Source organism: Pseudoflavonifractor hominis, assembly GCF_014288125.1.
GTDB lineage: Bacteria > Bacillota > Clostridia > Oscillospirales > Oscillospiraceae > Pseudoflavonifractor_A > Pseudoflavonifractor_A gallinarum.
In genome coordinates this window covers 57315-79241 of sequence record NZ_JACOPR010000004.1, presented here as the reverse complement: position 1 = coordinate 79241, position 21927 = coordinate 57315, and the positions used below count along the sequence as shown (strand labels likewise).

Annotated in this window: 19 protein-coding genes and 1 riboswitch; of the genes, 7 read left to right on the top strand and 12 right to left on the bottom strand. The window is 63.5% G+C overall.

The features are described 5' to 3' along the window. The first annotated feature begins 4 nt into the window (after positions 1-4). Entirely contained in the window at positions 5-403 is a 399-nt protein-coding gene (locus tag H8S34_RS08150; protein WP_101692912.1) for a GNAT family N-acetyltransferase, read from the top strand. A 100-nt stretch (positions 404-503) separates the two neighbouring features. On the opposite strand, the gene lpdA is transcribed toward H8S34_RS08150, so the two are convergent. The 5 genes from lpdA to gcvT all read right to left on the bottom strand — a co-directional run bounded on the left by lpdA (position 504) and on the right by gcvT (position 6251). After that, entirely contained in the window at positions 504-1886 is a 1383-nt protein-coding gene (lpdA, locus tag H8S34_RS08145; RefSeq protein ID WP_186963667.1) for a dihydrolipoyl dehydrogenase, read from the bottom strand. A gap of 68 nt (positions 1887-1954) precedes the next feature. Further along, on the bottom strand, positions 1955-3403 hold the full coding sequence (gcvPB, locus tag H8S34_RS08140) for an aminomethyl-transferring glycine dehydrogenase subunit GcvPB (protein ID WP_186963665.1): 1449 nt from the start codon (positions 3401-3403) through the stop codon (positions 1955-1957). Then, entirely contained in the window at positions 3400-4716 is a 1317-nt protein-coding gene (gene gcvPA / locus H8S34_RS08135; RefSeq protein WP_186963663.1) for an aminomethyl-transferring glycine dehydrogenase subunit GcvPA, read from the bottom strand. Before gcvPA ends, gcvPB begins: the two co-directional genes overlap by 4 nt. Positions 4717-4719: 3 nt before the next feature. Beyond that, positions 4720-5100: a glycine cleavage system protein GcvH gene (gene gcvH / locus H8S34_RS08130; RefSeq protein WP_101692916.1), complete on the bottom strand. Its 381-nt coding sequence runs from the start codon at positions 5098-5100 to the stop codon at positions 4720-4722. A 71-nt stretch (positions 5101-5171) separates the two neighbouring features. After that, positions 5172-6251 carry a glycine cleavage system aminomethyltransferase GcvT gene (gcvT, locus tag H8S34_RS08125; RefSeq protein ID WP_186963661.1) on the bottom strand — a complete coding sequence of 360 codons (1080 nt, stop codon included), beginning with the start codon at positions 6249-6251 and terminating at the stop codon, positions 5172-5174. A gap of 182 nt (positions 6252-6433) precedes the next feature. Beyond that, positions 6434-6516, bottom strand: a riboswitch (glycine riboswitch). Positions 6517-6758: 242 nt separating this feature from the next. Between gcvT and H8S34_RS08120 the strand changes: the two genes are divergently transcribed. Beyond that, positions 6759-8648: an FtsW/RodA/SpoVE family cell cycle protein gene (locus H8S34_RS08120; protein ID WP_353654833.1), complete on the top strand. Its 1890-nt coding sequence runs from the start codon at positions 6759-6761 to the stop codon at positions 8646-8648. Next, positions 8635-10005, top strand: coding sequence for a penicillin-binding transpeptidase domain-containing protein (locus H8S34_RS08115; RefSeq protein ID WP_186963659.1), 1371 nt, complete (start codon positions 8635-8637; stop codon positions 10003-10005). Before H8S34_RS08120 ends, H8S34_RS08115 begins: the two co-directional genes overlap by 14 nt. 135 nt (positions 10006-10140) lie before the next feature. On the opposite strand, the gene H8S34_RS08110 is transcribed toward H8S34_RS08115, so the two are convergent. From H8S34_RS08110 to H8S34_RS08080, 7 genes are all read right to left on the bottom strand, one after another. After that, positions 10141-11202, bottom strand: a complete 1062-nt coding sequence (locus H8S34_RS08110; RefSeq protein WP_186963658.1) for a tetratricopeptide repeat-containing glycosyltransferase family 2 protein — start codon at positions 11200-11202, stop codon at positions 10141-10143. Positions 11203-11319: 117 nt separating this feature from the next. Continuing rightward, positions 11320-13107, bottom strand: coding sequence for a CvpA family protein (locus tag H8S34_RS08105; protein WP_186963656.1), 1788 nt, complete (start codon positions 13105-13107; stop codon positions 11320-11322). 119 nt (positions 13108-13226) lie between these two features. After that, positions 13227-14084: an MBL fold metallo-hydrolase gene (locus tag H8S34_RS08100; protein WP_186963655.1), complete on the bottom strand. Its 858-nt coding sequence runs from the start codon at positions 14082-14084 to the stop codon at positions 13227-13229. Then, entirely contained in the window at positions 14069-14650 is a 582-nt protein-coding gene (locus H8S34_RS08095; protein WP_101692922.1) for a hydrolase, read from the bottom strand. The genes H8S34_RS08100 and H8S34_RS08095 overlap by 16 nt, the downstream gene beginning before the upstream one ends. Positions 14651-14767: 117 nt before the next feature. Next, positions 14768-15250 carry a hypothetical protein gene (locus tag H8S34_RS08090; protein ID WP_186963653.1) on the bottom strand — a complete coding sequence of 161 codons (483 nt, stop codon included), beginning with the start codon at positions 15248-15250 and terminating at the stop codon, positions 14768-14770. Further along, positions 15250-16191, bottom strand: coding sequence for a Gldg family protein (locus tag H8S34_RS08085; RefSeq protein WP_186963650.1), 942 nt, complete (start codon positions 16189-16191; stop codon positions 15250-15252). Before H8S34_RS08085 ends, H8S34_RS08090 begins: the two co-directional genes overlap by 1 nt. A 102-nt stretch (positions 16192-16293) precedes the next feature. Beyond that, complete coding sequence (locus H8S34_RS08080) at positions 16294-17064, bottom strand: LexA family transcriptional regulator (RefSeq protein WP_186963648.1); 771 nt, start codon at positions 17062-17064, stop codon at positions 16294-16296. 424 nt (positions 17065-17488) lie between these two features. On the opposite strand from H8S34_RS08080, the gene H8S34_RS08075 reads away from it, so the two are divergent. The 4 genes from H8S34_RS08075 to H8S34_RS08060 all read left to right on the top strand — a co-directional run bounded on the left by H8S34_RS08075 (position 17489) and on the right by H8S34_RS08060 (position 21589). After that, positions 17489-17713 (top strand): hypothetical protein, encoded by a 225-nt coding sequence (locus H8S34_RS08075; RefSeq protein ID WP_145996879.1) that lies wholly within the window; start codon positions 17489-17491, stop codon positions 17711-17713. A 116-nt stretch (positions 17714-17829) separates the two neighbouring features. After that, entirely contained in the window at positions 17830-18951 is a 1122-nt protein-coding gene (locus H8S34_RS08070) for an SLC13 family permease (RefSeq protein ID WP_101692926.1), read from the top strand. A 97-nt stretch (positions 18952-19048) separates the two neighbouring features. Beyond that, positions 19049-20890, top strand: a complete 1842-nt coding sequence (locus H8S34_RS08065; RefSeq protein ID WP_101692927.1) for a TIGR03960 family B12-binding radical SAM protein — start codon at positions 19049-19051, stop codon at positions 20888-20890. Between the two features lie 27 nt (positions 20891-20917). Then, a complete protein-coding gene (locus tag H8S34_RS08060; protein ID WP_101692928.1) occupies positions 20918-21589 on the top strand; it encodes a TIGR03936 family radical SAM-associated protein in 672 nt (223 codons plus the stop codon). Positions 21590-21927 lie beyond the last annotated feature (338 nt).

Genomic DNA, 21927 nt, shown 5'->3' with positions numbered 1-21927 from the left:
GAGTATGGAGTGGAGAGAGTGCACACAGCAGGATGAACAGGCGGTGCTGGAGGGCCTGCGTGCTTACAATCAGCCCTATATCGGCACGAGTACGGACCTCTCCCAGTGTGTGGAGGAGGACGGCCGGGTGGTAGCCGGGATTTTGGCCCGTCTGCTGGGGGACTGCATCTATGTGGAGATCCTCTGGGTGGACGAGTCCCTGCGGCACCGGGGCGTGGGGCGGGAGCTCCTCGCCCGGGTGGAGGAGGCGGGAAGGGCCCGGGGCGCCAAGCGCATCGAGCTGGACACCTTCTCCTTCCAGGCCCCGGAGTACTACCCCAAGCTGGGCTTCCGGGAGTTCGGCCGGGTGGAGCCCTACGCCGGCACCCATGGCCGGTACTACTTTATCAAGGAACTGGACTGAAAAAAGCCGCCTGCGGGCGGCTTTTTTGCGTGCCGCATCGGTTCGACACGCGAAGCGCCCGGGACCCAATCGGTCCCGGGCGCTGTGGTTATCGCAGTTATTAACGCTTGCGCACCGGCGCGGAGTGGAGGCTCTGGCCGAAGGCGGCCTCCACCGCCTCGCTGATTCCCTCGGCGAAGGTGGGATGGGGCCGGACGGGGGAGAGCATCTGCTCTGCGGTCAGCCCCAGGGTGACGGCGGTGTTGAGCTCACTGACGAGATCGGTGGCCCGGTGGCAGAGAAGCTGGGCCCCCAGCAGGACGTGGCTCTCCCCGTGGAAGACCACCTTGATGAAGGTGCGTCCGCCCCCCTCGATCACGGTGCGGCCGTTGCCGCCCATCACGTACTTGCCCACCAGGGTGGGGATGCCCTGGGCCTTGCACTCGTCGGCGGTCAGGCCGGTCTGGGCGATCTCCGGGGAGGTGTAGACGCAGGAGGGGATGGGGGAGGACACACGCTCGGGCACATGGCCGTAGAGGAGCTCCACGGCGCGGACGCCCTCGGCTTCGGCCTTGTGGGCCAGCTGGATGCCGCCGATGGCGTCGCCAATGGCCAGAATGCTGGGCACGGAGGTCTCATAGCGGTCGTTGACCACCAGCATCCCCCGGTTGAGCTCCACCTCCACGCCGTCGAAGAGTCCGGCGGTGTTGGCCCGGCGGCCCATGGCAGCCAGCACCGTGACGCCGGAGGCCGCCTTCTCCTCTTCCTTGTGGGTGAAGTGGACGGTGAGACGGCCGTCCTCCTGGGTCAGCCGGGAGACCATAGCGGAGGTATAGATCTCCACGCCCTGCTTTTTCAGCTGCATGGAGACCGACTGGGAGATCTCCCGGTCCAGGTTGGCCAGAATGCGCTCCAACGCCTCCACGATGACCACCTTGGTGCCCATGGCGGCCCAGACGGTGGCCAGCTCCACGCCGATGACGCCGCCGCCGATGATGACCATGGAGTCCCGGGGAGAGATGTCGTCCAGCAGCTCGTCGCTGGTCACCACGCCAGGCAGGTCCAGTCCGGGGATGGGGGGACGGGAGGGGATGGAGCCGGCGGCGACCAGGATATGCGCGCCCTCATAGGTGCTCTCTCCGGCCCGGACGGTCTGGGGGCCGGTGATGACGGCGTGCTCGGCGATCAGATCGATCTTGTTGCCCTTGATGAGGGAGGCCATTCCGTCCCGCAGGGTGGAGACCACCTCGTTTTTCCGGGCGGCCAGCCCGGCCCAGTCGGGCTGTACGTCGCCCAGGGCGATGCCGGGGATGCCCTCCTTCAGCTCCTGATAGCGCTGGGAGGTGTGCATCAGGGCCTTGGTGGGGATGCAGCCCCGGTTGAGACAGGTGCCGCCGGGCTCCCGCGCCTCAAAGAGGGCGACTTTCTTTCCCAGCTGGGCGGCCTTGACGGCAGCGGCAAAGCCGCCGGGCCCGCCGCCGATGATGAGCAGATCATATTGCATGGGTGATACCTCCAGTCATTCAATAAAAGCGGCGCCCGCCGGGAAGCGGACGCCGCCATGCGGTCAGATCAGGAATTGAAGTCGTAGCGCACCACAGGATGGCGGGCCGCCTTGGTCTCGTCGGGACGGCCGATGACCGTGTGGTGGGGCGCGGTGTGGCAGGCCTCGGGGTCCTCCTTGGCCGTCTTGAGGATCTCCGCCATGACGGCGCAGGCCTCGTCGATGGTCTCCCGGGACTCGGTCTCGGTGGGCTCGAACATGAGCGCCTCGTGGACGATGAGAGGGAAGTACATCGTGGGGGGATGGATCCCGTGGTCCAGCATGCTCTTGGCCACATCCAGCGCGGAGACGCCGGTCTCCTTCTTGAGCTGGGACAGGTCCAGCACGAACTCATGCATGCAGATGCCGGGATAGGCGCAGACATAGCCGGCCTCTTCCATCTTGGCCTTCATGTAGTTGGCGTTGAGGACCGCGGTCTGGGCGGCCTCCCGCACGCCGGAGTTGCCCAGGGTCATCAGATAGGCCAGGGCGCGCAGGACCACCAGGAAGTTGCCGAAGAACATCTTGACCTGGCCCACGGACTGCTCTCCGCCGCCTCCGCCGATGGCCGAGCCGGGCAGGAAGGGCTTGAGGATGTTCTTGCAGCCCACCGCGCCGGAGCCGGGGCCGCCGCCGCCGTGGGGGGTGGAGAAGGTCTTGTGCAGGTTCAGGTGGCACACGTCAAAGCCCATGTCGCCGGGACGGGCCACGCCCATCACCGCGTTCAGGTTGGCGCCGTCGTAGTAGCACAGGCCGCCTGCGTCGTGGACGATCTTGGTGATCTCCAGAATGTTCTTGTCGATCTTGCCGATGGTGTTGGGGTTGGTCAGCATCAGGGCCGCCGTGTCGGGACCGACCGCGGCGCGCAGGGCGTCCAGGTCCACCATGCCGTCGGGCGTGGAGGGGATGGAGCACACCTCGTAGCCGCACATGGCAGCCGTGGCGGGGTTGGTGCCGTGGGCCGAGTCGGGGACGATGACCTTTTTCCGGGCGTAGTCGCCGCGGGAGTCATGGTAGGCCTTGATGAGCAGGATACCAGTAAACTCACCGTGGGCGCCGGCGGCGGGCTGGAAGGTCATGGCATCCATGCCGGTGATGCCGCACAGGTACTTCTCAGCCAAGGCGTAGACCGTCTGGCAGCCGGAGACCGTGTGCTTGGGCTGGAGGGGATGGATGTCGGTGAACTTGAAGAGGTTGGCAATGACCTCGTTGATCTTGGGGTTGTACTTCATGGTACAGGAGCCCAGGGGATAGAAGCCGTCGCACACGCCGAAGGAGCGGCGGGCCAGGGCGTTATAGTGGCGGGAGAGATCGTTCTCGCTCACCTCGGGGAGACGGGGGGCCGAGCTCCGGCGGAAGGCGGCGGGGATCTCCACGGCGGGGACCTCCGCGGTGGGGTTGAGGTTCAGGGTGGTCTGATAGGGGGTGAGGACCTTGTTGCCGCGGCCGGGCTTGCTCAATTCAAAAATCAGTTTCATTTTCCGTACGCCTCCTTGATGACGGCCACAGCCTCGTCCAGGTCAGCCTTGGTGCAGTACTCGGTGACGCACCACAGCACGCCCTCCCGCAGGCGCAGGCCGCCCAGGATGCCCTTCTTCTCCAGCGCACAGAGGACCCGGTAGGTATCGGGCAGGGTGGTGACAAATTCATGGAAGAACTCGCCGGGGAACACCAGCTCGACGCCCTCGATCTTGCACAGCTCGGAGGCCAGATAGTGGGCCTTGGCGTAGCACTGGTTGCCCACCTCAGCCAGACCGGCGGGGCCCATCTCGGCCAGGTAGACCGAGGCGGTCAGGGCGCACAGGGCCTGGTTGGAGCAGATGTTGGAGCTGGCCTTCTCGCGGCGGATGTGCTGCTCGCGGGCCTGCATGGTGAGGACGAAGGCGCGCTCACCCTTGTCGTCGGTGGTCTCGCCCACGATCCGGCCGGGGAGCTTACGCATCATAGCGGTGGTGCAGGTCATGAAGCCCAGGTAGGGGCCGCCCCAGGAGAGGGGCATGCCCAGAGGCTGAGCCTCGCCCACGGCGATGTCGGCGCCGTACTCCCGGGGGCTCTTGAGCACGCCCAGGGTGGCGGGATTGACACCCATGATGTACTTGGCTCCGGCGGCGTGGACCGCCTCGCCCAGGGCGTCGCAGTCCTCCAGCATGCCGAAGAAGTTGGGCTGCTGCACGTAGAAGCAGGCGGAATCCTCACCCAGCAGGGACTTGAGGGCCTCCAGATCGGTGACGCCGTCCTTGGCGGGCACGGTGATCACCTCGGTGTTGGAGCCGTAGCAGTAGGTCTTGATGACGGCCAGCGCGTCGGGGTGGGTGGTCTCGGAGACCAGGACCTTGGTGCGCTTGCGTTCCTTGCACATGGCCACAGCCTCGGCGGCGGCGTTGCCGCCGTCGTAGACGGAGGCGTTGGACACGTCCATGCCGGTGAGCTCGCACATCATGGTCTGGAACTCAAAGATGGACTGGAGCACGCCCTGGCTGACCTCGGCCTGATAGGGGGTGTAGGCGGTGACAAAGATCTCATTGCTGGTGATGCGGGAGACGGCGGCGGGGATGTAGTGGCGCTCGGCGCCGGCGCCCCGCAGGATGGTATGGAAGCGGGTGTTGTGTTCCGCCAGAGACTCCATGGTCCGGCGGATGTCCAGCTCGGACTTGGGGGCGGGCAGGTTGAGGGGGCCCTTGATCATGACCTCCTCCGGCACATCCACGTAGAGGTCGTCCATGGACTTCATGCCCAGGACCTCCAGCATGGCCTGCCGCTCTTCCGGGGTAGAGCACAGATAACTCGACATAGATTACTCCTTTTCCGCGGCGCAGTGGGCCTCGTAGGCGGCGGCGTCCAGCAGCTCCTCCACATCACTGACATTCTCGACCTTGATGAACCAGGCGCCATAGGGATCGCTGTTGACCTTGGCGGGATCGTCCATCAGCTCCTCGTTGACGGCCACGACGGTGCCGGAGACGGGGGAGAGGACGTCGGAGACCGCCTTGACGGACTCCACGTCGGAGAAGGCCTCGCCGGCGGAGACGGCGTCGCCCTCCTGGGGCAGGTTGACAAAGACGATGTCGCCCAGCTCGTCCTGGGCAAAGTCGGTCAGGCCGATGACATAGGTGTCGCCCTCCTGGCGAACCCACTCGTGAGACTTGGCGTACTTCAGATCAGCAGGAAAGTTCATAATAATTTCTCCTTTATCGATATAATTTTTGATTTTTTATGTACATAGTTTTGGTTCAAAAGGGAAGAGGATCACTGGGCCCGCTTGTAGAAGGGAGTCTTGATGACCTCGCACTCCACCTTGCGGCCGCGCACGTCCACCAGCAGCTTGGTGCCGGGCTCCTTGTACTCCACGGGGACCATGGCCATGCCCACCGCGTAGCCCAGGTAGGGGCAGTGGGTGCCGGAGGAGACGAAGCCCACCTTTTCCTCGCCGGCGTATACGTCGCAGTGCTCCCGGATGATACCCCGTCCGGTGACCTTCAGGCCAACCTTGCGGCGGGAGACGGGACGGGCCTGCTCCAGAGCGGCCTTGCCGATGAAGTCGGGCTTATCCATCTTGACGAAGATGCCCAGCACCGCCTCGTAGGGGTTGATCTCGGCGGAGAGCTCGTGGCCGTAGAGAGGCATGCCGGCCTCCAGGCGCAGGGTGTCGCGGGCGCCCAGGCCGCAGGGGATGAGTCCCTCGTCCTTGCCGGCGGCCAGGAGCTTTTCCCACAGGGCGGGGGCATCGGCGGCGGCGCAGTAGATCTCAAAGCCGTCCTCGCCGGTGTAGCCGGTGCGGGAGACCAGGGCCTGGATGCCGTCCACCTCGCCCTGGGCGATGAAGGTATAGTTGCCGGCCGGGATGGTCTTGGAGAGCTTGGAGAGGACCGCCTCGGCCTTGGGACCCTGGAGGGCCACCTGGGCCACGGAGTCGGAGATGTTCTCCATGGTGCACTCGCCGGAGAGATGCTCGGAGATCCACTGGGCGTCCTTTTCGCAGTTGGCCGCGTTGACGACGATGAGATAGGCCTCGTCCGAACACTTGTAGACGATGAGGTCATCCACCACGCCGCCGCTCTCATAGCACATGAGGCTGTACCGGGCGTGGCCGGTCTGGAGGTCGGTGTAGTCGTTGGTCAGCAGGCGGTTGAGATTGGCCAGGGCGTCCTTGCCCCGGAGGACCAGCTCGCCCATGTGGGAGACGTCAAAGAGTCCGCAGGCCGTGCGCACCGCCATATGCTCGGCGACCACGCCGCTGTACTGGACCGGCAGCAGCCAGCCTGCAAAGGGGACAATTTTACCGCCTGCCGCCACGTGGCAGTCGTAAAGTGGGGTTTTTCGCTCCATGATCATGACCTCCTGTGATAATGTAAACTAGAAAAATTAGAAATTATACTGACGGTTACTGCATGGTATGAAAAAAGCGCATAGCAAATGCTATACGCTCTGTCATAACCTGAAAGTTTCCCTCACATAGATGAGGTTGCATCTTCGGTGCGAGGAAAAAACTTCCACGCTTTCCAGAGTCTCGTCAATGGCCGATCCGTTTGCCTGAGAGATTTTCTGATTCCCCTTCGGCGGCGATTGTATCGCACTCTCTCGGTCATGTCATCCGAACGATATAGAATTTTTCAATATAATGAGTTTAAACTATTGAGTTTTATTTTGTACTTATAAGTATAATACAAATCCAAGAAAAGTCAACCGTTTTTTTGAAATTCCCCCGGAGAAATCGGAAGGGGGGGCTCCGGCCGCCTGGAGCGGGGGGCAAAACGGCCCGATTTGCGCGGGGAAAAAGTTGTGGTATAATAGGAGGCAATCCCTTTGGATTCCGTTAAAAAGGAGGATGTCGCATTGCTTTTATCACAGCCGCAGGATCTGATCCATGCGTTTTTGACGCTGCCGGCCCGTTATCCCATGCTGGCAGCCTGGTTTACCTCGGTGGTCCGCTTTGTGTTCCCGGTGCTGGCGCTGGGGATTCTGGCCGGGGCCATCCGCTCCCTGTTAAAGGTTCCCCATCTGCCGGAGGTGTGGGCCTACCTGACCCTGCCCAACGGGGCGGAGGAGCCCCTGACCCACTGGGAGAACATTCTTGGGCGGGGAAAGTCCTCGGACGTAGTGCTCAACTACCCGGTGGTCTCCCGCCAGCACGCGGCGCTGATCCGTGCCGAGGATGACACCTGGACCGTCCACGACCTGGACTCCAAGGGCGGGGTACGGGTCAATGGAAAGCCGGTCCAGGGCAGCGCGCCGGTGACCTTTGGTGACGTGCTCAGCCTGGGCGGAGTGGAGACCGTGCTGCTGCCGGTCTCCCAGGAGGAGCAGGAGGAGCGGCGGCAGCGCCGCCGGAGGGTGGAGAAGCCCTCCTCGCCCTGGGGGCCGCTGGTGCTCCTGACGGTCTTTCAGGTTCTGGCCGCCCTCCAGCTGGTGGTAGCGGCGGGGGAGGAGGCCGAGGTCTCCCTGCCCTTGGCCTTCTTTACGCTGACCGCCCTGATGTGGATCTACTTCCTCACCCTGCGGGCGCTGCGGCGGGTGGGCTTTGAGATGGAGCTCATTGCCTTTTTCCTGTGTACCCTGTCCCTGTCGGTGACCGCGTCCTCCGCGCCCCACGCCCTCTTCAAGCAGCTGGCCGCCATGCTGCTGGGGCTGGTGCTCTTCCTGGTGCTGGGGATCTTTCTCCGGGACCTGGAGCGGGTGAAGAAGATCCGCTGGGTCATGGCAGTGGGGGCCATCTGCCTGCTGGGCCTGTCCCTGGTGGTGGGGCAGGTGAAATACGGCGCGGCCAACTGGATCAGCATCGGCGGCATCTCCTTCCAGCCCTCGGAGGTGGCCAAGATCTGCTACATCTTTGCCGGGGCCGCCACGCTGGAGCGCCTCTTCCGGAAGCGGAACCTGGGGCTGTTCATCGTCCTGACCGGAGCCTGTATGGGCTGCCTGGCGCTGATGAGCGACTTCGGCACCGCGGCCATCTTTTTCATCACCTTCCTGGTGATCGCCTATCTCCGCTCCGGAGACTGGGCCACCCTGGCCCTCATCTGCGGCGCGGCCGTCTTCGGCGGGTTCATGCTGCTCTCCCTCAAGCCCTACATCCTGCGGCGCTTTGCCACCTGGGGGCATGCCTGGCAGTACGCCTCGGACGGAGGCTTTCAGCAGACCCGCACCATGTCGGCGGCGGCCTCCGGCGGTCTGGTGGGCGTGGGACCAGGCCGGGGCTGGCTCTACCGGGTCCCGGCCGCCGACACCGATCTGGTGTTCGGCATGCTCTGCGAGGAGTGGGGCCTCGTCATCGCCGTCCTGGCGGTGTGCTGTATCCTGACCCTGGCGGTCTTTGCGGTGCGGGCCTGCCGGGCGGGGCGGTCCAGCTTTTATATCATTGCCGCCTGTGCGGCCACCTCCATGATGGTGTTCCAGACGGCGCTGAACGTGCTGGGCGCGGTGGACATCCTGCCGCTGACCGGCGTGACCTTCCCGTTCGTGTCCAACGGCGGCTCCTCCATGCTCTCGTCCTGGGGCCTGCTGGCCTTCCTGAAGGCTACCGACACCCGGCAGAACGCCAGCTTTGCCATCCGCCTGCCCGGGCGGAGAAAGGGCCCTGAGCGGCAGGAGCACCTGGCCCGCCGCTCCACCCGGGGCCGGAGCGGAGTGATCCCCACCGGAGAGGACGAGGATCTGGTGGACTTTGATTTTGACTTTGGGCCCGGATACGGCGGATACGGAGCGGAGGCGGACGATGAAGAAGATTGAAAAACGGGCGGTAGTCTGCCTTCTGCTGGCCCTGGCCATGCTGCTGGGCCTGGGACTGTTCTGCGTGCGCTTTGTGCTCAGCGGCGGACGCTGGGCGGGCTTCGCCGCCAACCGCCATCTCTACAACAGCCAGGGACAGCTGGCCGTGGGGCGGGTCCTGGACCGGGACGGCGACGTGCTCTCCTGGGTGGACGAGGCGGGGAACCGCCGCTATTACGACAATGCCACCGTGCGGGAGGCCACCCTCCATGCGGTGGGCGACCCGTCGGGCAACATCGGCACCGGCGCGCTGGTGGCCTTTGCGGATAAGCTCTCGGGCTACAATCTGCTCACCGGCGCGTACAGCCCCCTGGGCGAGGGGAACGACCTCTACCTCACCCTGGACGCCCGCTACAACTACATCGCCTACCAGGCCCTGGGCGGCAAAAAGGGGACGGTGGGCGTCTACAACTACAAGACCGGAGAGATCGTGTGCATGGTCTCCTCGCCCAGCTTTGACCCGGCCAATCCGCCGGTGATTGAGGAGGGGGACGAGCGCTATGACGGGGTCTACCTGAACCGTTTTCTCTCGGGGACCTTTACGCCGGGCTCCATTTTCAAGACGGTGACCCTGACAGCCGCCATTGAGGAGATCCCCGATCTGTTCAGCCGGACCTTTACCTGTACAGGCTCCACCCAGGTGGGGGGCGAGGTCATCACCTGTCCCCACGCACATGGGGAGATGGACATCTACGGGGCCTTTGCCAATTCCTGCAACGGGGTGTTCGGCCAGCTGGCCGCCGAATTGGGCGCGGAGACCATGGAGCGCTATGTGACCCAGGCCGGACTGACCAGCCAGTACAAGGTAAACGGGATCCCCACGGCGGCAGGCCGCTTTGACGTGGGGACCACCCCCAACCAGCTGGGCTGGGCCGGTGTGGGACAGTATAACGACCTGGTCAACCCCTGCGCCATGATGGTGTGGATGGGAGCAGTGGCAAACGGCGGGAAGGCTGCCGTCCCCCAGCTCATCCAGAAGACGGAGACCCCGCTGGGTACCCCCGCGTCCTTCTACCTGAAAAAACAGACCGCCTCTCTGGTGGACCGGGACACCGCCAGCCGTCTGGCGGATATGATGGCCAACAATGTGGCCCAGACCTATGGCAGCAGCCGTTTCCCCAACATGGACATCTGCGCCAAGTCGGGCACAGGGGAGGTGGGTGGCGGCAAGGCCCCCAACACCTGGTTTGCGGGTTTTCTCCGCAACGAGGACGCCCCCTATGCCTTCGTGGTCCTGGTGGAGGAGGGAAGCAGCGGCTCCGACACCGCCGGAGCTGTGGCCTCCAAAGTGCTGGATGCCATCGTCAACGGATATTGAAAAGAGCCGGTCCGGAGTTTTCTCCGGACCGGCTCAGGCTGTCGATCAAGTGCATTTTTGAGAAGCGTGTCGAAGTTTTTCGACACGCTGGGCTGGTCCGGAAATATTCCGGACCGGCTTTTTGTATTTGGGCGCTCAGCCCGCGAAAAAGGCGCGGTTGCGCAGGACCGCCGGGTCGTCCGGCCGGAACGCCCCGGCCCGCTCGTTCCAGGCCACAGCCTGCTCCCGCTCCCCCAGGCGGTGGTAACAGACGCAAAGCTGCATGGCGGGGAGATAACCGTAACAGTCCGGCCGGACAAAGGCGCCCGAGCGGTCGTCCCGGGTACAGGAGAGGGCCTGCTCATACCAGCGGATGGCGGAGCGGTAATCCTCCCGCTCCAGAAAGAAATTGCCCAGGTCGCAGCAGATCTCGGCCCGGGGCGCGTCAAAGGCCAGGGACTCCAGCAGGGCGCGCAGGGCACAGCGGGGGCGGTGCAGGGCGCTGTAACAGGCCGATAGGACCCGGCAGGCCTCCAGATTGTTCTCCCGCCAGCCCCAGCCTACGGTCAGAAAGAGCTCCAGCTCCTGTACGGCGTCCTCATAGCGGCCGTGCTCGTAGAGCTCCCGGCCATAGTAGAACTGTTCCCGGGGGGAGAGGTTGCGCCCGGAGGCGCGCAGCCCCTCCAGAATGCGCAGGTTCCGGTCCGGATCGCCGGGGCGCTCCTTCCGGTGGGTGACGGCCGCCTCGATGTATACCACGCGGCCCAGCGGTGGGATGGCCTCGTGGACCGCGCCGCTCCAGCGCAGCCAGGGCACGTTGCGCACGATGCGCTCCCGGTAATAGGAGAGGACGGGGGCCCCGTCTGCGTCCAGAGTCTGATAGCGGGCCATGACCACATCGGCCTCGGGCAGGTCCTGTTCCTTCACGGCGAGAAAGGCGTCCCGGTCCTCCGGGAGCAGCACGTCGTCTGCGTCCAGCCACATACAGTAGGAGCCGGAGGCCCGTTCAAAGGAAGCATTGCGTGCGGCAGAGAAATCGTCCTGCCAGGGGAAGGAGAGGACCTGGTCGGTAAAGCGGGCGGCGATCTCCCGCGTCCGGTCCTGGGAACCGGTGTCTACCACGATCAGCTCGTCCCAGATCCCCCGGGCGCTGTTCAGACAGCGTTCCAGTACGGCCTCCTCATTTTTTACGATCATACACAGCGAGATGGTCTCCATCGGCGCGGCCTCCCATCCTGATTTACTCTATCCTATGCCGGGATGGGCGGATAAAACACAGCCCCGTCCGGTTCTTCAGAATCGGACGGGGCTAATATGCTTGGAACTAGAAGAGGATCACGCTGCGGGAGGGATGGATTCCTCCACGGCAGGCGTTTCGCTGGGCTGGGGAAGGGCGGGAACGGCGGAGGGCACCACGGGGACGGCAGCGCCGTCGCCCCTGCGGTCCAGCGTGACCGAGGAGCCGCTCAGAATGTCGGAGGCGCCCTCCCGGGTCTCGTGCTGGATGGTGACCGTATCGCCCACGTTGAGGATCACAGCGGTGGGATTCTGGGCAGCCGACACGGTGTAGAAGGTCTCATCGCCCTCCAGACGGAGGAAATAGTAGGTATTTCCGTCCAGGACCGCCGAGCGGATCTCCGCGATCACGCCGCTGACCTGGGTCTGGGGCAGCTCCTCCTCTGAGGTGACCCCCTTCTGGGCCAGGAGCTGGATATACTGCTGCTCACAGGCCGTGACCGAGCTGCCGGTGGCCACAATGTCATACCGGGCCACGTTGACCATGGCATAGCTCTTGACCAGGTTGGCGGCGTCCTTGAGGGGGATGAAATAGGTGGGCTCATCGGCGATGTTGAGGAGCAGGGGGAAGGTGGCCGTGTAGCCCAGGTCCTGCACCACGCCCTGGGCGGAGGCCTTGGCCGCCTCCTCGGTGGCGCCGGGGGCCTTGTAGAACTTGGTCTCCTTGGTGCGCTGGTTGGAGAGCAGGAAGCCCAGGTTGGACTGGTCGGAGTTGATGGAGGTGACGCCGGTGTACATGTACACGTCGTCGTTGAGGGCGATGTAGTTGTAGCCCTGGGTGACCACCGTCACATCCCGCTGACCGAAGATGGAGTTGATGAAGCCGTTGACCAGCGTTCCGTGGTAGTTATACTGCTCCATGATGAGGTTGGGGTTGCAGACATTGTCCACCCAGGAGGGGACCTCCTCATAGTACTGACACTCGCCGGTGATGGCGTTCATCAGCACTGCACCCTTGGTGTCGGTGCCGCCGAAGAGACCGATGGTCTTGATGATCCGGGGGGCGATCCAGTAGGGCGTGCCCTCCTCGTCGATCTCAAAGCGGGGGGTATCGAACATGTAGGTGGGATAGGAGAAGCGCAGGTGGCGCATGACGTTGCGGTTGAGGGGCTCGGAGAAGGAGTACTTCATCCCCTCGGAGAGGCGCACCACCTTGGCCTCCTGGGTCACCATGTCCACCACCACATAGGCGGGCAGGCCCTGGGTGCGGTTGGTGAACCACTTGATGAGGTCGGCGTAGGCGATGGGGGCCACGCGGACCGGGCGGCCCTGGTAGTTGATCTGGGTGGACTCGTTGGAGTAGTCAAACTGGCTGACCATGTCGCTGAGGGTACCCATCTGCCGGTCACCCAGGTAATTGGCCGAGTCCTTGTCCAGGGTGGGGATCTCGTCGAAGGAGATCTGGGTGATCTCCTTGGCGAAGTCGCCGGTCTCCACGGTCAGCAGATCCCGGTAGGCCCCCGCCCGGAAGATGGGCATGGAGATGACCTGGCCCACCAGGGCCACGGCGATCAGGGCCAGGAACAGCACGCCGATGGGGAGACACTGCTGCTTGATGAAGCGGAAATACTCCTTGAAGTGCTCCTTGGGCATGGCGGCCTGGTCCAGACCCGACGAGAAGCCGGAGGTGATCAGGGCCGAGATGACATAGGTGATGCACAGCAGGCCGATGAAGCTGTAAAAATCACCGGACTGGGGGTTGAGGGCGGGCAGGGACACGTAGAAATAGACCAGACCCACCACCAGGGTGACCACCAGATTCAAGAGGATCTTTCCCGCTTTACTGCGGGGGGAACGACGTTTTTTGCCGTTTGCTGACTGATTCAAAATACATTCTCCTTCTGTTGTACCAAAAAGTTCCGGTGCGAATACTCCTTAGTATAGCCGTTCCATGGGGAAAAAGCAACAGAGGGAGGGCGGAAGAAAGATTAAAATTTGGTGAAAGTTCAGAGCTCCACCGGCGGACGGCCGGGCAGCAGGGCGTCGATCTCGGCCCGGCCGTAGGTGTAGGCCGCCAGGTCCTCCCGGCCGCAGGCCTGGAAGGAGCGGGAGGCGGCGGTGCCGGCCAAAATCTGCTCGCTCAGGGTGAGCATGTCCCGGAGATAGGGGAGGCCCAGCCGAGGATTGCGGGGGGAGCGGGGATCGATCCCGGGGACGGGAAGGAGCTGCTGCTGGTAGCGGTGCCCGGGCAGGAGGAGCAGATCCTCCTGCTCCCCCAGAAGCGCCAGGGTCCGGCGCAGCGTGTCCCGGTAGACCTCCACAGCGTCGGGGAGGAAGAGGAGCCAGACATAGCTGGAGCCGAAGGCGTCCCCAGTGAAGAGCCAGCCCTGCTCCGGCTCGTAGAAGGCGAGGCTCCCCCGGGTGTGTCCCGGAACCGCCAGGACCTGAAAGTGATAGGGGGGCAGGGCGATAGACTCGCCCCCGGTGAGAAGGCGGGATGGGGCGGCCGTCTGGATGGGATCGCGTTGGGGCAGATGGTGGAGGCAGTCCTCAAACTGGCGCAGAGCGCCGATGTGGTCGAAGTGGTTGTGGGTGATGGCCACCTGGATGGCGCGCCCCCCGGCGATCCGGTCCACCAGGGCGCGCAGGGCCTGCCCCGGGTAGGGCGGCCCCAGATCAACGACCATGACCTGGCTGGGGGTCTCCACCACATAGACGCTGGAGGGGCTGTGAAAGCTCCCGTCCGGCTGCGTCCCGGGCGGATGGTCGGCCGTGGCGTCCTGGATGTGCCACAGCCCCGGGCACAGCCGCTGGGCCGTATAGGGCGGATACTCCAGCGGCGCGGGGATCACAGCGCGGCACACTGGGCTTCGATGGCGGCCTCTCCGGCCTTCATGGCCTGGAGGGTGCGGTCCAGCAGGGTATCCAGCTCCCAGCCCAGCAGCTCCGCGCCCTGCCGGATCACGTCCCGGGAGCAGCCGGCGGCGAACTTCTTGTCCTTGAACTTCTTCTTCAGGCTGGAGAGCTCCATATCCTGCACCGACTTGGAGGGGCGCATGAGGGCGGCCGCACCGATGAGCCCGGTGAGCTCGTCGCAGGCGAAGAGCACCCGCTCCATCTCGTGCTCCGGCTTGACCTGCGCGCCGGTCATCCCCCAGCCGTGGCACACCACCGCGTGGATGAGAGCGGGAGAGGCCCCTGCCTCCTCCAGCAGCGCGGGGGCCTTCACACAGTGCTCCTCGGGCCAGCGCTCAAAGTCGATGTCGTGCAGCAGGCCGGCCATCGCCCAGAAGGGGGCCTCCTCTGCATAGCCCAGGGTGCGGGCGTACCAGTCCATCACGGCCTCCACCGTAAAGGCGTGGCGCAGGTGGAAGGGCTCCTGATTGTAGGTGCGCAGCAGAGCCAGGCCCTGCTCTCGTGTCAGTTCCATCGTTGTCTCTCCTTTGTATCGTTTGATCCATGCTGCCGGGGGCAGTTCCCCTCCATCATAGTACGACCGCGCACAAACCGCAAGCCCCGATTGCCGGGGCTTGCGGTCAGGAGGGGATCAGGTATCTTCTTCTGTGTCGGGAGCGGTCAGCAGCTGCTCCTGGGTCAGCCCCATCAGCACATCGATGGAGGAGGCAGAGAGGCGCTGTATGGCGCGGGAGTCATTGAGGAGGGCAAAGCGGTAAGTGCCGTCCCCGTCCATCTGGCCCACGGAGAGGGTGAAGCTCTGGCCGTCGTCATAGGACACCGTCAGCACCAGCGCGGGTTCCGTCAGCCCGCAGGAGGCGAGGACGCTCTCCTCCGCGTCATAGTCGTAGCAGGAGGAGAAGCCCAGGAAGGAGAGCTCATCCAGCAGGAGGGAGAGGGTCTCGCCGTCTGTCCCAAGGAAGGAGAAGGAGGACGGATCGGAGAACGCGGTAACCGAAATGGTGTCGGTGGCCGGAGGATGGCTGCTGTTCCACATCCGCAGGGCCAGATAGGCCCCGGCGCAGAGGGCCAGCAGGCCCAACAGGACGGCCAGGGTGGTTTTCTGACGGTTCATCACTGTCTCCTCCGTTTCCACCAGACGATCAATCCCGTCACCAGAATGACCAGGGGCAGGACCACCAGGTACAGGGCGCTCCAGAGTCCGGGATTTGGAATGGTATTGTAGGTGACGGCCAAACTTTTGGCCGGGATGGAGAGATTGGAGCCGTCCTCGAACCCGGCGGTCAGCAGGTTGAGGAACAGCGTCTCGTTGACCAGATTGGGATAGGAGGAGAGAATGTCCCCGTCGATCAGGGAGTTGGAGCCCAGCACGGTGAGCCGTCCGGTGGCGCCGCCCGTGCCGGCGCGCTCCGATACGGCGGCCAGCAGATAGGTGCCGGGGACCTCCTGGCCGTCCAGCGTGACGGCAGAGGCATGGGAAGAGGTGGTGAGGACCGGGGTGATCACGGCATCGGTGTCCTCCTGCTGGGTAAAGCCGCGGCTGTTGGTGAGCAGGGTCAGGTCCTGCTCGCTCATGCCCTGGGTCACCTCGGTCCCGGTGGAGATGGCCCCGGCGATGGCAAACAGGGAGCCGAACTGGGGATAATACCGCTCCTCATCGGCGATATACCCGTCCACCAGGGTCAGGCCGTAGCTCTCCAGCAGGGCGCTCCAGTTGGGGAAGTTCTCCTCGCTGTCCGAGCAGAGGAAGACCATCTGTCCGCCCCCGGAGAGATAGTCCTCCAGCAGCGTATACTCCTCCTGGGAGAGATCTGCGGTGGGCCCGTTGACCAGCAGCAGGTCGCAGTCCTCCGGTATGGTCCCCGTCAGGAGGGGGGTGACCGTCGCCATCGTGAATCCGGCCTTTTCCATGGCCTGGGAGATGGGGGCGGAGAGCTCGCTCTCCCCGTGGCCGGAGAGGGTGTAGAGATACTTCTCACTGCCGCCGGTCACAGAGCGGATGGCGGAGGTGAGCTGTCCCTCCGCGTCAAAGGAGTCTTCCGTGGAGGAGAACATGCTGTACGATTTGTAAATCTTCTGTGAAAGCCGGAAAGAGCGGAGAAAAGATCGTGGGCCGCAGCCAGTTCCGGCTGCGGCCCGCGGTGTAAGGTATGGAAATCAGCACCACTTCCAGCGCTTTGGGTCCAGGGAGCCCAGGACACTGCCCCAGTGGGTCAGATCGTCGGGGGAGGAGAGGGTGATGGAGCGTGCAGAGTTGTTGATGGGGATGAGTCTGCAAATCCCGCTTCGGATAGACAGATAGCGGATGTAGCAGTCGCCGTGGACGGAAAAGAGCCCCAGCTGCCCGTTGGACACCCTGCCGTACTGCAAGAGAAGGATGTGGCCCGGGTGGAAGGCGGGCTCCAGGGAGGTGTCGGACAGCAGCAGAGCAAAATCGGCCGCGGCGGCCAGGGAGTGGGCGTCGGCCTGGACCAGCTTGGTCTGGAACTGGTGCCCCATGGACCCGCTCCCGGGGTTGGAGACGGGGAGATAGCAGGGGAGGAGGCGCTGGGACAGAACGGGGCCGGAGGGGACGACCGGCTGGCTGAACTGCTCCAGCGCGGAGATCAGCGCCTTGCGGTCGCAGGGCGCCAGGCTCCGGTAGCGCTGAAACAGGATGGACTCCTCCCGGTTCAGAAAGAGAAAGCCGTCCTCCTCGCTGTAAACCCCGGTATCGCACTCCAGAGGGATGGTGTCGTCCATCAGATAGCGGGTGGAGACCTGGAAGCACGCGGCCAGGGCGCGCAGGGCGGGCAGAGAGGGGCTCTTGGTCTGGCCGTTGAGGATCTTATTCAAGGTGCCGATCGGAATGCCGGAGCGGGCGGCCACGGTCTCCGAGGTGATCCCGTCCCGCTTTTTCAAATAGGCTAATTTTTTCACCATAGACATGATGGCATCCTCCGCATTTCAATTGTGTGCGGGTATGTTTTGCTGGAATTAACCGGAAGTGGTAAAAAAAGCGTGTATTAAAACCAAATTTTGGACGGCTCATTGACATCGGATCGGAAATACAGCATATTGAATAAAGCAAAAGAACAAAGCAGAATTTAAATGGTAAAATATAACAATTTAAAAGCAGGGAGGGATGTGCAGGCTGTTTGCACCGGGCAACGCACACCGGGACTTCCATAAATCGGTTCTCTCCATACATCGGTATGGCGGCAGCGCAGGTCCAGGAGACCGGCCGGGTCACAAGCATATTATACCGTGTGAAACAGAAAACGGATAGAGGGAAATCACAAGAAGCAGTTCGTGGACATGGAGAGAGCGGCCTGCGCTCAGGCCGCGAAAAAGAAAATAGGAAAGAGGATTTATGATGGAAACATGTTGTGTCAATTACCGTGTGGTTGCAGATCAGAGCAGGATCCCCGCGATGTACGGGATCGAGGGAGAAGGGGTGCCGGTGATCCAGTGGCTGTCCACCAAGTGTCAGGCGGTGGAGCACCTGGTGCGGGTGTGCAACCGGCTGGGGCTGTCCTACCTCCATATGGGAGATGTGGCCGAGGATTTTCGAAACGGCGGGCTGATTGAGGGTTGACCATCCCAGGCAGATGCGCTAAACTAAACGTACATGATGCATGATTCCACGGAAAGCCATCCTTCGGGGTGGCTTTCCGTATGTGCGTATCTGGAACAAGAAGAGGAGAGAGAAACATGTTGCAAAGATTGCGTCTGTGGGTCAAGCGGGAGCCGGTGCTGGCCATCTCGGCGGCCTGTGCGGTGCTGTCCATGGCCCTTACGCCCCCGTCTGCGGCCTATCTGGGCTATATCGACACCCGGGTTTTGATCCTGCTGTTCGGACTGATGGCGGTGGTGGCGGGGTTTCAGGACTGCGGGGTCTTTGAGGTGCTGGCCCAGCGCCTGCTCTCCGGCCGCCACCGGATGCGCACTCTCACGCTGCTGCTGGTCCTGATGCCCTTTTTTGTCTCCATGCTGGTGACCAACGATGTGGCCCTCATCGCCTTTGTGCCCTTCGCCATTCTGGTGCTGGAGCGGGTGGGGCGGCTGGAGCGCCTGATCCCCGTGGTGGTGCTCCAGACCCTGGCCGCCAACCTGGGCAGCATGGCGACGCCCGTGGGCAATCCCCAGAATCTCTACCTCTATAATCAGTTCCAGCTGGGCGCGGGTGAGTTCTTCGGCGTGGTGGGCCCCCTGACCGCGGTCAGCGGCCTGGTGCTGGCGGCGGCGTGCCTCTTCTGGGGCAAGCAGGAGACCATCCAGGTCACCTTCCCCGAGCGGGTGACCCTGCGCAAGCGGGGGCGGCTGGTGCTGCTGTGCGTGCTCTTTGCGCTGTGCCTGCTGTGTGTGTTCCATGTGATCCCGGCTCCCGTGCTGCTGGCGGTGGTCCTGGTGAGCCTGCTGCTGGCCGGACGGGACCTGCTGCCCCGGGTGGACTACGGCCTGCTGCTGACCTTTGTGTGCTTTTTCATCTTTGCCGGGAACATCGGGGCCAATCCCCAGCTGCGCGCGGTCCTCACCGCCGCGCTGGAGGGGAACACCGCCCTGGTCTCCGGTCTGGCCAGCCAGATCATCAGCAATGTGCCGGCGGCCGTGCTCTTCTCCGGGTTTACCCAGGACTGGCGGGGGCTGCTGATCGGCACCGACATCGGCGGACTGGGCACACCGGTGGCCTCCCTGGCCAGCCTGATCTCCATGCGGCTGTATCTGCGCACGCCGGGGGCCGAGCTGGGCCGGTATATGCGCTTCTTTTTGGCAGCGAATGCCATTGGACTGGTGCTGTTAGCGGGTGCTGCCGCGATTTTTGCCGCTTTTTGAGGGAATAGGGTTGCAATAGTACAAAAAAGAAGGTAAAATAAGAAGCTACTCTGTATAGGAAACAACTTTGGGAAAAGAAAGCGACGGTAGTTCGGCTATGAATCGTACTTTGGAGCATATCCTGCCCCGCGTGCAGAAGCCTGCGCGCTATACGGGCGGAGAATATAATGCGGTGGTCAAGGATCGGGATCAGGTGGATACCCGTGTGGCCCTCTGCTTCCCGGATACCTATGAGATCGGCATGTCCAACCTGGGCGTGCGCATTCTCTACGGCGTGATGAACGAGATGAAGGGTGTCTGGTGCGAGCGGGTCTTTGCCCCCTGGGGGGATATGGAGGAGGAGATGCGCCGGGAGGGCATCCCCCTCTACGGACTGGAGAGCGGAGACTCCATTGCCGACTTTGACATCATCGGCTTCTCCCTGGGCTATGAGATGGCCTACACCAATGTGCTCAACATGCTGGACCTAGCCGGGCTGCCCCTGCGCAGCGCCGACCGGGATGAGTTTGCCCCCCTCATCATCGCCGGGGGCACCTGCGCCTTCAACGCCGAGCCGCTGGCTCCCTTTATCGACATCTTCTCCCTGGGCGAGGGCGAGGATGTGACGGTGGAGCTCATCGAGCTCTACCGGAAGGCCCGGGAGGAGTGCTGGACCAAGGAGGAGCTGCTGGTGGCTGCCGCCCAGATCCCCGGTCTCTATGTCCCCTCCCTCTATGAGGTGGAATACAACGAGGACGGCACGGTCAAGTCCATCACCCCCACCAAGGGGGCCCCTGCCACCGTGACCAAGCGGATCGTGCAGGACCTGAACCGCTCCTATTTCCCCACCAAGACCATCGTGCCCTCCACCGAGATCGTGCACGACCGGGTCATGCTGGAGGTCTTCCGGGGCTGCATCCGCGGCTGCCGCTTCTGCCAGGCGGGATACGCCTACCGCCCGGTGCGCGCCAAGGACCCCGCCCTTCTGGTGCAGCAGGGGATCGAGTCCTGCAAGAACTCGGGCTATCAGGAGATGACCCTCTCGTCCCTCTCCACCAGCGATTACCGCCGCCTGCTGGACCTGTGCGACGGCCTTCAGGAGTGGTGCGATCCCAACGGGGTGAGCCTGTCCCTGCCCTCCCTGCGGGCGGACAACTTCTCCTGGAATCTGATGGAGCGGCTCCAGCACGGCCGCAAGACCGGTTTGACCTTCGCGCCCGAGGCGGGTACCCAGCGCCTGCGGGACGTCATCAACAAGAACGTCACGGAGGAGGACATCCTCAACTTCTGCCGCACGGCCTTTGCGGGGGGCTGGTCCACCGTAAAGCTCTACTTCATGCTGGGCCTGCCCACCGAGACCGACGAGGACGTGCTGGGCATCGCCGACCTGGCGGAAAAGGTCTACCACACCTGGCGGGAGGTCACCCCCAACCGGAGCCGGGGCGTGAAGATCACGGTCTCCACCGCGTTCTTTGTGCCCAAGCCCCATACGGCCTTCCAGTGGGAGGCCCAGATCAGCCGGGAGGAGTATGAGCGCCGGGTCAAGCTCCTGCGGGATCACATGCGGGGACGCTCCATCGCCTACCACTGGCACGACCCGGAGACCAGCGTGCTGGAGGCGGTGCTGGCCCGGGGCGACCGCCGTCTGGCCGACCTGCTGGAGACGGTGTGGCGCAAGGGCGCTAAGTTCGACACCTGGGACGAGTATTTCAACTACGACCGCTGGATGGAGGCCTTTGCCGAGTGCGGCATCGACCCGGCCTTCTATGCCAACCGGGTCCGGGACAAGGACGAGCTCCTGCCCTGGAGCACCACCTCGGTGGGGGTGAGCAGCCGCTTCCTCTGGCGGGAGCGGGAGCAGGCCTACCGCGGGGTCATCACCCCCGACTGCCGGAAGCAGTGCACCGGCTGCGGCGCGGACAAGCTCTACCCCGGAGGCGTGTGCGACGCCGAGTGTTAATTTCGGAATAAAGGAGTGGATCGGCCTATGACGACCCATAGACTGGCCTTTTCCAAATTGGATACAGCCAAATTTATCTCCCATCTGGACCTGATGCGCACCTTCCAGCGGGCCTTCCTCCGGGCGGATATTCCCATCAAGCATACGGAGGGATTCCATCCCCACGCGTTCGTGTCCATCCCGCTGCCCCTGTCGGTGGGCTACTCCAGCGTGTGCGAGGTGCTGGAGTGCCAGATTCTGGGAGAAAATCCCGACCTGGAGCGGGTCCCTGAGCGGATGAACGCCGTCCTGCCCGCGGGAATCGAGGTCAAGCGCTGCTACGAGGCCCAGCGGGCTGTAAAGGAACTGGCCTATGTCAACTATATCGTGACGCTGGAGTATGAGGCGGGGGCCCCCTTCGGCGCGGACACCGCCATTCAGGAGCTCCTCTCCCGGGAGAGCCTGGTGGTGCGCAAGCGCTCCAAGAAGGCCAAGAGCGGCTTTACCGAGGTGGACCTCATCCCCCTGATTCACAAGGCCACTGTGGAGGAGCGCCGGGACAGCGTGACACTGGACCTGATCCTCCGGGCCCAGAACCCGGGCCTCAACCCGGAGCTCATCGTGTCCGCCATCCGCAGCGAGTGCCCCGAGGCGGCGCCGGATTTTGCCCTCTTCCACCGGCGCAGCGTGCTGGATGAAGGGATGCAGGTCTGGGAATAACACCCTAGTCAATTGTCAACAGGCGGTCGAAGAAGGTTCTTGCCAAGAGGTCCTCTTCTTTTTGAGCGGGGAAAAGCCCTCGGCAAGAGTTTCGCCGCCCGCAGGCGGCGAAAGAAGGTTGAAATCGTGTTTTCCGGCGGCGCGCACGTCGGAAAACACACTTCTCAGACCGCAAGTGTGCGAGCGCCAGCGAGTGCGCGCAGCGGGCTGCCTCCCCTCGAAAAAATGCCTGCATTTTTGAGAAGCGTGTCGAAATTTTTCGACACGCTTCAAAAGACTTCCTCTCCGTGGAGAGGAAGTCTTTTTTCATCGAAAGAGGTCAAATGGGCAGTTTCTTC

What these genes read in the sequence shown, in the direction of transcription:
- gcvPB (WP_186963665.1), bottom strand. Translation starts at nt 3,403, where the DNA reads ATGAAACTGATTTTTGAATTGAGCAAGCCCGGCCGCGGCAACAAGGTC.
- H8S34_RS08085 (WP_186963650.1), bottom strand. Translation starts at nt 16,191, where the DNA reads ATGTTCTCCTCCACGGAAGACTCCTTTGACGCGGAGGGACAGCTCACC.
- gcvH (WP_101692916.1), bottom strand. Translation starts at nt 5,100, where the DNA reads ATGAACTTTCCTGCTGATCTGAAGTACGCCAAGTCTCACGAGTGGGTT.
- H8S34_RS08075 (WP_145996879.1), top strand. Translation starts at nt 17,489, where the DNA reads ATGATGGAAACATGTTGTGTCAATTACCGTGTGGTTGCAGATCAGAGC.
- H8S34_RS08110 (WP_186963658.1), bottom strand. Translation starts at nt 11,202, where the DNA reads ATGGAGACCATCTCGCTGTGTATGATCGTAAAAAATGAGGAGGCCGTA.
- H8S34_RS08065 (WP_101692927.1), top strand. Translation starts at nt 19,049, where the DNA reads ATGAATCGTACTTTGGAGCATATCCTGCCCCGCGTGCAGAAGCCTGCG.
- gcvT (WP_186963661.1), bottom strand. Translation starts at nt 6,251, where the DNA reads ATGGAGCGAAAAACCCCACTTTACGACTGCCACGTGGCGGCAGGCGGT.
- H8S34_RS08090 (WP_186963653.1), bottom strand. Translation starts at nt 15,250, where the DNA reads ATGAACCGTCAGAAAACCACCCTGGCCGTCCTGTTGGGCCTGCTGGCC.
- H8S34_RS08080 (WP_186963648.1), bottom strand. Translation starts at nt 17,064, where the DNA reads ATGTCTATGGTGAAAAAATTAGCCTATTTGAAAAAGCGGGACGGGATC.
- lpdA (WP_186963667.1), bottom strand. Translation starts at nt 1,886, where the DNA reads ATGCAATATGATCTGCTCATCATCGGCGGCGGGCCCGGCGGCTTTGCC.
- H8S34_RS08060 (WP_101692928.1), top strand. Translation starts at nt 20,918, where the DNA reads ATGACGACCCATAGACTGGCCTTTTCCAAATTGGATACAGCCAAATTT.
- H8S34_RS08095 (WP_101692922.1), bottom strand. Translation starts at nt 14,650, where the DNA reads ATGGAACTGACACGAGAGCAGGGCCTGGCTCTGCTGCGCACCTACAAT.
- H8S34_RS08150 (WP_101692912.1), top strand. Translation starts at nt 5, where the DNA reads ATGGAGTGGAGAGAGTGCACACAGCAGGATGAACAGGCGGTGCTGGAG.
- H8S34_RS08070 (WP_101692926.1), top strand. Translation starts at nt 17,830, where the DNA reads ATGTTGCAAAGATTGCGTCTGTGGGTCAAGCGGGAGCCGGTGCTGGCC.
- H8S34_RS08115 (WP_186963659.1), top strand. Translation starts at nt 8,635, where the DNA reads ATGAAGAAGATTGAAAAACGGGCGGTAGTCTGCCTTCTGCTGGCCCTG.
- gcvPA (WP_186963663.1), bottom strand. Translation starts at nt 4,716, where the DNA reads ATGTCGAGTTATCTGTGCTCTACCCCGGAAGAGCGGCAGGCCATGCTG.